13 protein-coding genes are annotated in these 12,427 nt (G+C 70.6%); 6 read left to right on the top strand and 7 right to left on the bottom strand.

What is annotated here, in order from left to right:
• Position 1 precedes the first annotated feature (1 nt).
• Positions 2–592 carry a GTP cyclohydrolase I gene (gene folE / locus ACFWJ8_RS06885; protein WP_378810111.1) on the bottom strand — a complete coding sequence of 197 codons (591 nt, stop codon included), beginning with the start codon at positions 590–592 and terminating at the stop codon, positions 2–4.
• 100 nt (positions 593–692) lie between these two features.
• Here folE and ACFWJ8_RS06880 point away from each other — a divergent pair, with 100 nt between their 5' ends.
• The 4 genes from ACFWJ8_RS06880 to ACFWJ8_RS06865 all read left to right on the top strand — a co-directional run bounded on the left by ACFWJ8_RS06880 (position 693) and on the right by ACFWJ8_RS06865 (position 4,368).
• A complete protein-coding gene (locus ACFWJ8_RS06880) occupies positions 693–1,379 on the top strand; it encodes a helix-turn-helix transcriptional regulator (protein WP_378810110.1) in 687 nt (228 codons plus the stop codon).
• 64 nt (positions 1,380–1,443) lie between these two features.
• Positions 1,444–2,136 (top strand): response regulator transcription factor, encoded by a 693-nt coding sequence (locus ACFWJ8_RS06875; protein WP_018172550.1) that lies wholly within the window; start codon positions 1,444–1,446, stop codon positions 2,134–2,136.
• Positions 2,137–2,286: 150 nt separating this feature from the next.
• Positions 2,287–3,924 (top strand): sensor histidine kinase, encoded by a 1,638-nt coding sequence (locus ACFWJ8_RS06870; protein WP_378810109.1) that lies wholly within the window; start codon positions 2,287–2,289, stop codon positions 3,922–3,924.
• Positions 3,925–4,080: 156 nt separating this feature from the next.
• Complete coding sequence (locus ACFWJ8_RS06865) at positions 4,081–4,368, top strand: WXG100 family type VII secretion target (protein ID WP_378810107.1); 288 nt, start codon at positions 4,081–4,083, stop codon at positions 4,366–4,368.
• A gap of 84 nt (positions 4,369–4,452) precedes the next feature.
• On the opposite strand, the gene groL is transcribed toward ACFWJ8_RS06865, so the two are convergent.
• The 5 genes from groL to ACFWJ8_RS06840 all read right to left on the bottom strand — a co-directional run bounded on the left by groL (position 4,453) and on the right by ACFWJ8_RS06840 (position 8,505).
• Entirely contained in the window at positions 4,453–6,072 is a 1,620-nt protein-coding gene (gene groL / locus ACFWJ8_RS06860; RefSeq protein WP_378810106.1) for a chaperonin GroEL, read from the bottom strand.
• 185 nt (positions 6,073–6,257) lie between these two features.
• Positions 6,258–6,458: a cold-shock protein gene (locus ACFWJ8_RS06855; RefSeq protein WP_045298154.1), complete on the bottom strand. Its 201-nt coding sequence runs from the start codon at positions 6,456–6,458 to the stop codon at positions 6,258–6,260.
• A gap of 129 nt (positions 6,459–6,587) precedes the next feature.
• Positions 6,588–7,157: a LytR C-terminal domain-containing protein gene (locus tag ACFWJ8_RS06850; RefSeq protein WP_378810105.1), complete on the bottom strand. Its 570-nt coding sequence runs from the start codon at positions 7,155–7,157 to the stop codon at positions 6,588–6,590.
• A gap of 76 nt (positions 7,158–7,233) precedes the next feature.
• Entirely contained in the window at positions 7,234–7,476 is a 243-nt protein-coding gene (locus tag ACFWJ8_RS06845; RefSeq protein ID WP_378810104.1) for a DUF3263 domain-containing protein, read from the bottom strand.
• A gap of 9 nt (positions 7,477–7,485) precedes the next feature.
• Positions 7,486–8,505: a DUF2332 domain-containing protein gene (locus ACFWJ8_RS06840; RefSeq protein ID WP_378810102.1), complete on the bottom strand. Its 1,020-nt coding sequence runs from the start codon at positions 8,503–8,505 to the stop codon at positions 7,486–7,488.
• Between the two features lie 209 nt (positions 8,506–8,714).
• Between ACFWJ8_RS06840 and msrB the strand changes: the two genes are divergently transcribed.
• Positions 8,715–9,119 carry a peptide-methionine (R)-S-oxide reductase MsrB gene (msrB, locus tag ACFWJ8_RS06835; RefSeq protein ID WP_378810100.1) on the top strand — a complete coding sequence of 135 codons (405 nt, stop codon included), beginning with the start codon at positions 8,715–8,717 and terminating at the stop codon, positions 9,117–9,119.
• Positions 9,119–9,655 carry a nitroreductase family protein gene (locus ACFWJ8_RS06830; protein ID WP_378810098.1) on the top strand — a complete coding sequence of 179 codons (537 nt, stop codon included), beginning with the start codon at positions 9,119–9,121 and terminating at the stop codon, positions 9,653–9,655. The genes msrB and ACFWJ8_RS06830 overlap by 1 nt, the downstream gene beginning before the upstream one ends.
• An 18-nt stretch (positions 9,656–9,673) precedes the next feature.
• Here ACFWJ8_RS06830 and aceE read toward each other — a convergent pair whose 3' ends face one another.
• A complete protein-coding gene (aceE, locus tag ACFWJ8_RS06825) occupies positions 9,674–12,409 on the bottom strand; it encodes a pyruvate dehydrogenase (acetyl-transferring), homodimeric type (RefSeq protein WP_378810097.1) in 2,736 nt (911 codons plus the stop codon).
• Positions 12,410–12,427 lie beyond the last annotated feature (18 nt).

The raw sequence follows: 12,427 nt of genomic DNA, 5'->3' as shown, positions 1-12,427 counted from the left end.
CTCAGGCCCCGCCGAAACGGGACTGCAGCGCCACGTCGCGGGCGAACTCGCCGCGGAACGACGTGGTCGTGGTCGTCGCGGAGTCCGCCCGCACGCCTCGCACCGACATGCACAGGTGCTCGGCCTCGATCACGACGCCGACCCCGCGGGGGACGAGCGCGTCGTCGAGCGTGCGTGCGATCTGCATCGTCAGGGATTCCTGGACCTGAAGGGCGCGGGCATGGTGGGCGACGACGCGAGCGAGCTTCGAGAGCCCGACGAGGCGATCGCCGGGCAGATAGCCCACGGTGGCGGTGCCGCGGAACGGCAGCAGGTGGTGACGGCACAGCGACACGAACGGGATGCCGCGGACCACGACCGGCTCGTCGTAGCCCTCTTCGTTCGGGAACGTCGTCATCTCGAACGGCTCGGGCGTGAGCAGCTCGATGAACGCGTCGGCGACCCGTCGCGGTGTGTCCGCGAGATCGCCGGCGTCGGGGTCCTGACCGAGCGCGCTCAGCAGGTCGGCCACGGCCGCCATCGCGCGCTCGCGGTCGGGCGCGTCCGCGTCGGGGAGCGCGTGCAGCGCGGTCGCTTGAGCCGTCGTCGACATGTCGTGCTCCTTCGCGTGCGCCGGAACTGCGTCTGAGCCCGACGCTAGAGCCGACGATTTCTTTTGTCAAGGTTTATGTTTTTAGAGGTAGACTCACCCCGTGGCCACATCCTCGCCGCTGCCTCCGACACCGAACCGTGCCGACGCCATCGCCGCGCTGGTCGATCCGCAGCGGCGCGCCCTGTACCGCCTGGCCGCCGAACGCGAGGTCAGCCGCGACGAGGCGGCCACCACCCTGGGCATCCCGCGCAGCACCGCGGCGCTCAACCTCGACAGACTCGTGGATGCCGGCCTCCTGACCGTCTCGTATGTCCGGCGCACCGGGCGCACCGGTCCCGGCGCCGGGCGCCCCGCGAAGCTCTACCGCGCCACGGCCGCCGAACTCGCCGCCTCCATCCCCGAGCGCCACTACGAGCTCGTCGGTGACCTCCTGGCCTCTGCCGCCGAGCGCGCCGACGCCACCGGCATCCCTCTCCGCGACGCCCTCGCGACCGAGGCGTTCGCCGCGGGGGCGGCGATCGGTGCCGGGGCGGACCGGCTCGAGGATGCCCTCTCCGTGTGCGGATACGACCCGCGCGCCCCGGAGCCCGCGGGCGAGGCATCCCGCGATCTCGTGCTCGAGAACTGCCCCTTCCACGTGCTCGCGAGCCGTCACACCGCCCTCATCTGCGGCGCGAACCTGGAGCTCGTCCGCGGCCTCGCGGCCGCCACCGACGACCCGAGAACCCCCGTCCTGGCCCCCGCCGAAGGGCGCTGCTGCGTCGAGATCCGCGCGTCGGCACCCTGATCGAATTCGCGGGCATGTCGCCGATATCCAGGCGCGGCAAGGATTCCGCCGACATAATGGGCCCATGACCGCACCGCGCATCCTCGTCGTGGACGACGAACCGAACATCCGCGACCTGCTGATCACGAGCCTGCGATTCGCCGGGTTCCAGGTCCGGGCCGTGTCCAACGGCGCCCAGACGATCTCGGCGGTGCTCGAGGAGGAGCCGGACCTCATCATCCTCGACGTGATGCTCCCCGACATGAACGGGTTCAGCGTCACCAAGCGTCTCCGCGGCGCCGGATACACCGCCCCGATCCTCTTCCTCACCGCGAAGGACGAGACCGAGGACAAGATCACCGGCCTCAACGCCGGCGGCGACGACTACGTGACGAAGCCCTTCAGTCTCGACGAGATCGTGGCCCGCATCCAGGCCATCCTGCGCCGCACGATGCAGGCCGACGAGGAGTCGGTCATCCGCGCGGGCGAGCTCACGATGGATCAGGACACCCACGACGTGCAGGTCGGCGACGTCAGCATCGACCTCAGCCCCACCGAGTTCAAGCTCCTGCGCTACCTCATGCTCAACCCCAACCGCGTGCTGTCGAAGGCGCAGATCCTCGACCACGTGTGGGAGTACGACTTCAACGGCGACGCCGGCATCGTCGAGAGCTACATCTCGTACCTGCGCCGCAAGATCGACCCGCACTCGACCGAGCCGCTGATCCAGACGAAGCGCGGCTTCGGCTACATGCTGAAGGCCGGCAAGACCGCCTAGTCACGGCGGTCCAGCAAGGGGGGCGACCTGGCGCAGAAGCCTGACGCGATCACCCGGTGGTGGCGCGGAACCAGTCTGCGCGCGAAGGTCACCGGGGTCACTGTCGCGCTCCTGGCGGTCGGGCTCATCGCGGCGGGCGTCGGCACTGCGGTGTTCCTGCGCAACTCGCTGATCGACGGCGTCGACACACAGCTGCAGTCGCTGGCGGGGACGGAAGCCGCGGCACCGCTGCTGGACTTCTCGTCGGTCGACGGGCACCTGGTGGTGACCTCGAAAGAGAACACGGTCAGTGTCGACTACTTCGTCGCGGTGTACGACCCCAACCAGGGCGACAAGATGCTCGCCCTCGTCGGCGGGCGCGGCGGTCCGCAGCCCGTAGTGCCCGAGACGCTGTCGCTGACCGAGGCGCAGTCGCAGCAGGGTCAGATCCGGGAGCTCACCTCGGCGGACGGCGAGGCGACGTTCCGCGCCACGGTCTCGGTGCAGCAGTACGGCGGCGGACTGCTCTACCCGCAGCTCGTCGCGTCGTCGCTCGCGCCCGTGAACCGCACGATCGCGCAGTACCTCGGCATCTACTCGATCCTGGCGCTCGTGATCCTCATCGCCGGCGCCTTCGCGACGCGGTTCCTGGTGACCCTCACGTTCCGCAGCCTCGGCCAGGTCGAGGCCACCGCCGATCTCATCGCCGCCGGCGACCTCACCCAGCGCATGACCGACATCGAGCCGAAGACCACGGAGGTCGGGCGCCTCAAGACCGCGATCAACGCGATGCTCGACCGCGTCGACGGCGCGCTCTCGCAGCGCGACGCCACGGTGCGCCAGATGCGACGGTTCATCGGCGATGCGAGCCACGAGCTGCGCACGCCCCTCGTGACGGTGCGCGGCTACGCGGAGCTGTACCGCATGGGCGCCGTGCGCGGCGACGAACAGGTCGCGCAGTCGATGGACCGCATCGAGAAGGAGGCGATCCGCATGGGCGTGCTGGTCGAGGACCTGCTCGCGCTCGCACGCCTGGACGAGCGCCGTGACGTCGTGATCGTCCCGGTCGACCTTCGCCCGGTGGCGAGGGATGCCGCACTGGACGTCCGTGCGGCCGCCCCGATGCGCCCCGTCACCGTGCTCGACACGACGCTCGTGGACCTCGAGCGCGAGCCCGAGACCGGGACCGGTGCCGTCGCGACACCCGAGTCCAAGCGCCGCGGCACCCCGCCGTCAGCGATCTCCCGCGCCGGTGCGACGCTCTCGATGCTGCGCCGACGCCCCAAGCCGCTCCCCGCGTCGCAGGCGAACGGCGGTGCGGCCGAGCTGCCGCCGCTCGTGCCCGAGCCCGAGCCGACCGCGCCGGCCGACGCGCTCGTGCCGATCGTGCTGGGCGACGAGAATCGCATCCGCCAGGTCGTGACGAACCTCCTGGGCAACGCCCGGCGCTACTCCGCCGAGGACTCCCCCATCGATCTGCGGGTCGGCGTCGACCCGACGAGCCGCCTGGGCTGGATCGAGGTCGTCGACCACGGCGAGGGCGTGCCCGACCAGATCAAGGAGAAGATCTTCCAGCGCTTCTGGCGCGCCGACACGTCGCGCACGCGCGAGACCGGCGGGTCGGGCCTCGGCCTGTCGATCGTCGCGTCGATCGTCGAGGCGCTGCACGGCACCGTCGGGGTCGTCGACACGCCGGGCGGCGGCGCGACGTTCCGGGTGTCGTTCCCCCTGGCCGACGCGCGCGAGGCCGCGGAGCACGCCTCGATCCCCACCCAGCCGCTGCAGCGCCTCACCGATCTCTCCGGCTGACCCGGCGCGCCTCCTCCCCAGCACGTCATCGCGCCCGGGTTCTCCCAAGCGATCCCCGGATCGGAGGGATGCCGCTCCCCTGCGCCGCACCGGCCCCTAGCGTGGCGGGCACAGCGGGTTCGGCATCCGGCCGCCGCGTGCACACTAGGAGTCCCCATGGCCGTCTTCACCGTCGACAGCGATTCGATCCTCACGTCCACCGCGTCGGTGCGCGGCACGATCGACCGGCTGCAGGCCGAGTCGGGCGCGATGCTCGCGCAGCTGACCCAGCTGCAGTCGTCGTGGACGGGGTCGGCGTCGGTCGCGTTCGCGGGGGTGGTCGAGCAGTGGCGGGGAACGCAGCGTCAGGTCGAGGAGTCGCTCGCGAGCATCAATGCCGCCCTCGCCGCTGCGGGTCGCCAGTACGCCGACACCGAGCTGGCGGCGACGAGCCTGTTCCGCTGACCCGTGACCGTCCCCCGGAAACGGCGGATGCCCCGACCCAGAAGGGCCGGGGCATCCGCGGATCGCGTCAGCGAAGGGGCTGGATCAGAAGTCCATGCCACCGGTCGGGTCGCCGGCCGGAGCCGAGACCTTCTCCGGCTTGTCGGCGACGACGGCCTCAGTCGTGAGGAAAAGGCCGGCGATCGACGCGGCGTTCTGCAGCGCCGAGCGGGTCACCTTGGCGGGGTCGATGATGCCCTGGGCGAACATGTCGCCGTACTCGCCGGTGGCGGCGTTGAGGCCGCTGCCGCTCGGGAGCTCCGACACCTTGTTCGCGACGACGCCCGGCTCGAGACCGGCGTTGAGGGCGATCTGCTTGAGCGGGGCCTCGATCGCGACGCGCACGATGTTGGCGCCGGTCGCCTCGTCACCCGACAGCTCGAGGGCGTCGAGCGCCTTCTTGCCGGACTGGATGAGCGCGACGCCACCACCGGGGACGATGCCCTCCTCGACGGCCGCCTTCGCGTTGCGGACGGCGTCCTCGATGCGGTGCTTGCGCTCCTTGAGCTCGACCTCGGTGGCCGCGCCCGCCTTGATGACGGCCACGCCGCCGGCGAGCTTGGCGAGGCGCTCCTGGAGCTTCTCGCGGTCGTAGTCGCTGTCGGTGTTGTCGATCTCGCGGCGGATCTGGGTCACGCGACCCTCGATCTGCGCGGCGTCGCCGGCACCCTCGACGATCGTGGTCTCGTCCTTGGTGACGATGACCTTGCGCGCACGGCCGAGCAGGTCGAGGGTCGCGTTCTCGAGCTTGAGACCGACCTCCTCGGTGATGACCTGGCCACCCGTGAGGATCGCGATGTCCTGCAGCTGCGCCTTGCGGCGGTCGCCGAAGCCGGGGGCCTTGACGGCGACCGACTTGAAGATGCCGCGGATCTTGTTGAGCACGAGCGTCGCGAGAGCCTCGCCCTCGACGTCCTCGGCGATGATGACGAGCTCCTTGCCGTCCTGGATCACCTTGTCGACGACGGGCAGAAGGTCCTTGATGTTCGAGATCTTCTGGTTCGCGATGAGGATGTACGGGTCCTCGAACACAGCCTCCTGGCGGTCCGGGTCCGTGACGAAGTAGGGGTTGATGTAGCCCTTGTCGAAGCGCATGCCCTCGGTGAGCTCGAGCTCGGTGCCGAACGTCTGCGACTCCTCGACGGTGACGACGCCTTCCTTGCCCACCTTGTCGATGGCCTCGGCGATCAGCTGGCCGATCTCGGGGTCGGCTGCCGAGATCGACGCGGTGGCGGCGATCTCCTCCTTGGACTCGACCTCCTTGGCGGACTCGAGCAGCTCGGCCGTGATGGCGGCGACGGCCTTCTCGATGCCCTTCTTGAGCGAGATGGGGTCGGCGCCGGCCGCGACGTTGCGCAGGCCCTCGCGCACGAGCGCCTGGGCGAGGACGGTCGCGGTGGTGGTGCCGTCACCGGCGACGTCGTCGGTCTTCTTGGCGACCTCCTTGACGAGCTCCGCACCGATCTTCTCGTACGGGTCGTCCAGCTCGATCTCCTTGGCGATGGAGACACCGTCGTTCGTGATCGTGGGGGCGCCCCACTTCTTCTCGAGCACGACGTTGCGACCGCGCGGGCCGAGCGTCACCTTGACGGCGTCGGCCAGGGTGTTGAGGCCGCGCTCGAGGCCACGACGGGCCTCCTCGTCGAAAGCGATGATCTTTGCCATGTGTGTGTCGTCCCTCCGGAACGTTGGCTTTGGGTGTTAGCACTCAAGTTACGCGAGTGCTAAATCATTCTGGCACTCGACCCTACCGAGTGCAAGCCACGGGGAGGGATGCCGAAACGCACGGAAACGGGATGCCGCGGCATCCCGTTTCCGGATCGTTCAGCGCGTCGCGCGCTCGGAGGGCGTCAGACGACGCGCACCGACTCGGCCTGCGGGCCCTTCTGCCCGGAGCCGACCGTGAACTCCACGGTCTGTCCTTCTTCGAGCACGCGGAAGCCCGACATGTCGATGTTCGAGTAGTGGACGAAGACGTCCTGGCCGTCGGCGACGGTGATGAAGCCGAATCCCTTCTCGGCGTTGAACCATTTCACGGTGCCCTGGGTCATGCGTGTCTCCTGTTGCCGGCGGTGCAGGGCTTCATCGTATGCAGGCACGCAGACGCACCCGCTGCGTTTTCGTCACTTGTTGACACGCAGGCACACAAGTGTTTACCGGCGTGAAACACGCGGAGCGGATCAGGGCGCGGGCGTGGGCGACTGGCCCGCGGCGGTGCGGTCGAGACCCACCACGATCGTGAGCTGCTTGACGTCGGGCGACGACGCGGGATAGGCGTCGCTCTGCTCGGTGGCGGCGCCGCCGATCGCCTCGGCGAGACCCTTGGCGGCCGCCTCGTCGGCGGCATCGCTGTAGAAGACGGTGGTGGTCGGGAAGTCCTGCGAGCCCGCCTCCCCGGCGGTCACGGCATCTTCGGCCCAGCCGGCGCCGACGACGACGTCCTTCAGCTGGGTGGCGAGGCCCTGCTCGGGCGTGGCGTTGAGGATCATGACCTCGTAGGTGGTGTCCTTGACGGGCGTCACCTCGGGCGCGGCCGAGACCGTGGGAGTCGGCGTGGGCGCCAGCTCGATGCGCCCCGACGCGATCAGCGTGCCGAAGATGCCGACGGCGATGAGCACGACGGTCGCGAGCGCCGCCCACAGCAGCACGACCCAGCCGCGCATGCGGGGGTTCTCGGCCCGGTGTGCACCGACGCGATCCGTGTCCTGCAGGTCGTCGAAGCGATCCTGGGGGTAACGGGAGGTCGGCACCCGTCGATGTTACCGGGCGGAGCCTGTGCGTCCGATACGACAGACCGGTCGGCGCGATCTGCCCGTCCGGACCGCGTCAGCGGGCGGCGCGGGCGCTGCGCTCGCGGACGTGTGCGTCGCGCAGGCGACGCAGGCGCTTGACGAGCATCGGGTCGTGCTCCTGCGCGTCGGTCGTGTCGATGAGCCGGCCGAGCAGCTGGTAGTACCGTGCCGGCGACAGGCCGAGCTCGGCGCGGATGGCCTCCTCCTTGGCGCCCGCGTGACGTCGCCATTCGGCCTCGAAGTCGAGGAGGGCGCGATCGCGGTCGGTCAGAGGCACCCTGCAACGCTAGCCCGCGGCATCCACCGATCCGTCGTCCGACGCGCGCCACTGCACGAATCCGCCGAGCGGATCGACCGCCGCCAGCGCCTCGCCGTCGCGTGCGAGCACGAAGCCGCCCCACGCGTCCGTGCCGGCGTGCGGATGCCGCCACTCGTGCAGGCCGGGAGGGTCGATCGTGATCCACACCGCGTCGAGCTCCCGGATCGTCGCGACGAGCCGCGCACGTCCTTCGCGTGCGATGTGCGGGAGCACCCCGGGGGTCGTGACGACGAGCGTCGCGCCCCGCGGCGCACGGGCGGCGAGCGCGCGCAGCACGGCCGGATCGGTGGCGTCGCCGGCCACGAGCAGCGGTGGGTCGTCCGCCACGACGTCGAGCGCCGCGCGGATGCGGTCGGCGCGCCCCGTCTCGCCCGGCCACACGAGGCTCGTGAGGAATCGCCGGTCGCCGGGGTCGGCCGCGTCGAGCGGATGCAGGTCGATGCCGGCGCGCCAGACCACATGCGGCAGTCGCAGCGGCGGATCGCCCTGCGCGTCGCAGTCCAGCACGACGCGCGACGGGCCGTCCTGCGGGTCGAGCGCCGCACCCCCGTCGCTCCACCGGTACCGGTACGAGTACCGATCGGGGTACAGGCACAGTCCGGCGCTCGCCCCGATCTCCAGCAGCGCGACCGGGCCGTCGATGCCGGCGAGGGCGGGCAGCAGCGCCGCGCACCGCTGCGGTTCGTTGGTCTGGAGCCGCCTCGTGGATGCCTCGGCCACCAGTTCGTCCGCGTGCCCGCGCACCCACGCGGCCCACGCCGGGTACGCGGCCTCCGGCGCGCCGAGCATGCGCGTCACGGCGAACACGAGCGGGGGCTGGCGTCGTGTCGCAGGGATGCGCGCGAGGAGGCCGGCGATCACGTCGTCGCCGGCGACGCCCGTCGCCCACTCGCTGTAGAGCGCCGAGCGTCCGGGCGCCTCGTCCCGCGCGAACCGCGCGTACCGCTCGACGACGGCCGCGGTCTCGTCGCCGGGTGCAGCATCCACCCGGCAATCTTGCCGCCCTCCGGCCTCGCCCGCTCACCGGGAACAGGTGTTTCGGCGAACACGGGCCGTCCGCGCGCCCCAACGGCCTGTGTCAGCCGGATCGCCTGTTCCGGGCAGCGGCCCCGGGACGCGCTCGACGGCCCGACATCACCCGCGCTGAGGTTGAATGGAAGCTGCGCACGGGCCCGACGCCGTGCCGAGGAGGACCCATGACGTACGCCGTTGACAAGAGCGACGAGGAGTGGCGCGCCGAGCTCACGCCCGACCAGTACGCGGTGCTGCGCCAGGCCGGCACCGAACGCGCATGGACCGGCGAGCTGCTCGACGAGAGCCGTGCCGGCCTGTACACGTGTGCGGCGTGCGGGGCGGAGCTGTTCCAGAGCGGCACCAAGTTCGACTCCCACTGCGGGTGGCCGAGCTTCTACGAGTCGGTGCGCCCCGAGGCGGTGCAGCTGATCGAGGACAACAGCCACGGCATGGTGCGCACCGAGGTGCGCTGCGCGAACTGCGGCTCGCACCTTGGCCACGTGTTCCCCGACGGCTTCGGCACGCCGACCGGCGACCGGTACTGCATGAACTCGCTGTCGCTGCAGTTCACCCCCGACGAGGCGTGATGTCGGGCGCGATGGAGGCGGCCCTCGCCCGCCGCTCGTGGTCCAAGGTCACCGAGGACGCGCCCACGCACGATGAGCTGCTGCGCTTCGTCGCGGCCGCAGGTCGTGTGGCCGACCACTCTTCGCTGCATCCGTGGCGGCTGATCGAGCTGCGCGGTGACGACCGCGAGCGGCTCGGACGCGCCATCAACAAGGCCAACGGCGACAAGGGCTCGTCGTCCAAGCCGCTGCGCGCTCCCCTGCTGATCGCGGTCGTCGCGAGCTACCGCAAGAGCCACAAGGTGCCGCGCTGGGAGCAGGAGGCGGTCGCGTCGGGCGTCGCGCACCTGCTGAGCCTGCTGCTCGATGAGGCGGGATGGGGCGTCATCTGGCGCACCGGCCACTACACCCGTGCCAAGGCGGTCGCGAAGGCGCACGGGCTCAAGAAGAACGAGGAGCTCCTCGGCTGGCTGTACGTCGGCGGCAAGCCGAAGAACTCCCGTCCGGAGCGACGCAAGGCCGTCGACGCACGGGAGTTCCTCGGCCAGATGCCCTGACCAGGCCTCGGGTCCGGCCTACGAATCGCCGCCGGCGGTGCCGGTGGTGCCGGCCGTGACATCCAGCAGCCGGTACCGGGCGATCGCCTGGGTGGCGGCATCCCGAGCCACCTCGCCGCGGCGTCCGAGCAGTTCGAGCGTGCGCACCACGATGGAGTGCACGTCGTTCTTGAAGAACCGGCGGGCTGCGGCGCGCGTGTCGGAGAAGCCGAAGCCGTCCGCGCCGAGCGACGCGAAGTCGTTCGGCAGGAACTGGCGGATCTGGTCGGGCAGCGCCTTGGTGTAGTCGCTGACCGCGACGATCGGACCGGTCGACTCCGCGAGCTTCGCGGTGACGTACGGCGTGCGCTCGGGTGTCTCGGGGTGCAGGAACCCCTCCTCCTCGGCGGCGACGGCGTCACGGCGCAGCTCGATCCACGACGTCACCGACCACACGTCGGCGTCGACGCCCCACTCGTCGGCGAGGATGCGCTGCGCCTCGATCGCCCACGGCACCGACACCCCCGACGCGAGGATGTGCGACGGGATGCCGGAGCCCGAGCGCGGCGAGACGCGGTGGATGCCGCGCACGATGCCGTCGACGTCCGCGTCCTCGGGCTCGGCGGGCTGCACGATCGGCTCGTTGTAGAGCGTGATGTAGTACATGACGTTCGGGTCGGGGTGCGCGCCGCCGTACATGCGCTCCAGCCCGGAGCGGACGATATGGCCGATCTCGTATCCGTACGCGGGGTCGTACGTGACGACGGCGGGGTTCGTCGACGCGAGGATCGGCGAGTGCCCGTCGGCGTGCTGCAGGCCCTCGCCCGTGAGCGTCGTGCGGCCCGCCGTCGCGCCGATGATGAAGCCGCGCGTCATCTGGTCGGCGGCGGCCCAGAACGAGTCGCCGGTGCGCTGGAACCCGAACATCGAATAGAACACGTACACCGGGATGAGCGGCTCGCCGTGCGTCGCGTAGGCCGTGCCGGTCGAGGTGAACGCCGCGACGGAGCCCGCCTCGTTGATGCCGGCGTGCAGGATCTGCCCTGCCGGGCTCTCCTTGTAGGCCAGCAGCAGCTCGCGGTCGACCGACGTGTAGTGCTGCCCGTTGGGGTTGTAGATCTTCGCCGACGGGAAGAACGAGTCCATGCCGAAGGTGCGCGCCTCGTCGGGGATGATCGGCACGATGCGCGCGCCGATGCCCTTGTCTCGCAGGAGGTCGCGCAGCAGCCTCACGAACGACATCGTGGTGGCCGCGTGCTGTGTGCCCGACCCGCGACGGGCGACCTGATAGGCCGCCTCGCCCGGGAGCTCCAGCGCGGTGTGCGCCTTGCGTCGCTCCGGCACGGACCCGCCGAGAGCGCGGCGGCGGCTCTGCAGGTACTGGATCTCGGGTGCGTCCGCACCCGGGTGGTAGTACGGCGGACGGTACGGGTCGGCCTCGAGCTGCTCGTCGGTGACGGGGATGCGGAGCAGGTCGCGGAACGACTTCAGGTCGGCGAGCGTGAGCTTCTTCATCTGGTGCGTCGCGTTGCGGCCCTCGAAGTTGGCGCCCAGGCCGTAGCCCTTGACCGTCTTCACGAGGATCACCGTCGGCTGCCCCTTGTGCTCGGTGGCCGCCTGGTACGCGGCGTACACCTTGCGGTAGTCGTGGCCGCCGCGCTTGAGGTTCCAGATCTGCTCGTCGCTGTAGTCCTGCACGAGGTGGGCGGTGCGCTCGTCGCGCCCGAAGAAGTGCTCGCGGATGTAGGCGCCGTTCTCAGCCTTGTAGGTCTGGTAGTCGCCGTCGGGCGTCACGTTCATGAGGTCGACGAGGGCCCCGTCGCGATCGCGCGTGAGCAGGTCGTCCCACTCGCGGCCCCAGATGACCTTGATCACGTTCCATCCGGCGCCGCGGAAGAAGGCCTCGAGCTCCTGCACGATCTTGCCGTTGCCACGGACGGGGCCGTCCAGGCGCTGCAGGTTGCAGTTGACGACGAACGTGAGGTTGTCGAGCCTGTCGTTCGCCGCGAGCTGCAGCAGACCGCGGCTCTCGGGCTCGTCCATCTCGCCGTCGCCGAGGAACGCCCACACGTGCTGGTCGGACGTGTCGGCGATGCCGCGGTTGTGCAGGTACCGGTTGGTCTGCGCCTGGTAGATCGCGTTCATCGGGCCGATGCCCATCGACACCGTCGGGAACTCCCAGAAGTCCGGCATGAGGCGCGGATGCGGGTAGGACGAGAGCGCGTGGCCCTCCTTCGACTTCTCCTGGCGGAAGCCGTCGAGGTCCTCTTCGCTCAGGCGCCCCTCCAGGAACGCGCGGGCGTACATGCCGGGCGACGCGTGACCCTGGAAGAAGACCTGATCGCCGCCGCCGGGGTGGTCCTTGCCGCGGAAGAAGTGGTTGAAGCCGACCTCGTAGAGCGTGGCGGCGCCGGCGAAGGTCGAGATGTGCCCGCCCACTCCGATGTCGGAGCGCTGGGCGCGGTGCACCATCACCGCGGCGTTCCAGCGCATGAACGCCCGGTAGCGGCGCTCCATCTGCTCGTCGCCGGGGAACTCCGGCTCCTGGTCGGCGGGGATCGTGTTGACGTAGTCGGTCGTGGTGACCGGCGGGAGGCCTGCGCTGCGCGCGCCCGCGCGCTGCACGATGCTGCGGACGATCTGCTGCCCGCGGGCGGTGCCGCGGGTGTCGATCAGCGCGTCGAGCGACTCGACCCACTCCGCGGTCTCTTCGGGGTCGATGTCGACCGAGCGGTCGACCGCGGGGTCCGCGGTTCCGGTGGTGGCGGCGCTCATGGCGCTCCTTTCCTGCAG

The organism is Microbacterium sp. NPDC058389 (genome assembly GCF_042722305.1).
Classification (GTDB): domain Bacteria; phylum Actinomycetota; class Actinomycetes; order Actinomycetales; family Microbacteriaceae; genus Microbacterium.
This window is presented reverse-complemented; position numbering and strand designations above follow the sequence as displayed.

Coding starts and splice junctions, on each gene's coding strand:
- folE (WP_378810111.1), bottom strand. CDS start 592: ATGTCGACGACGGCTCAAGCGACCGCGCTGCACGCGCTCCCCGACGCG.
- ACFWJ8_RS06875 (WP_018172550.1), top strand. CDS start 1,444: ATGACCGCACCGCGCATCCTCGTCGTGGACGACGAACCGAACATCCGC.
- ACFWJ8_RS06865 (WP_378810107.1), top strand. CDS start 4,081: ATGGCCGTCTTCACCGTCGACAGCGATTCGATCCTCACGTCCACCGCG.
- groL (WP_378810106.1), bottom strand. CDS start 6,072: ATGGCAAAGATCATCGCTTTCGACGAGGAGGCCCGTCGTGGCCTCGAG.
- ACFWJ8_RS06855 (WP_045298154.1), bottom strand. CDS start 6,458: ATGACCCAGGGCACCGTGAAATGGTTCAACGCCGAGAAGGGATTCGGC.
- msrB (WP_378810100.1), top strand. CDS start 8,715: ATGACGTACGCCGTTGACAAGAGCGACGAGGAGTGGCGCGCCGAGCTC.
- ACFWJ8_RS06830 (WP_378810098.1), top strand. CDS start 9,119: ATGTCGGGCGCGATGGAGGCGGCCCTCGCCCGCCGCTCGTGGTCCAAG.
- aceE (WP_378810097.1), bottom strand. CDS start 12,409: ATGAGCGCCGCCACCACCGGAACCGCGGACCCCGCGGTCGACCGCTCG.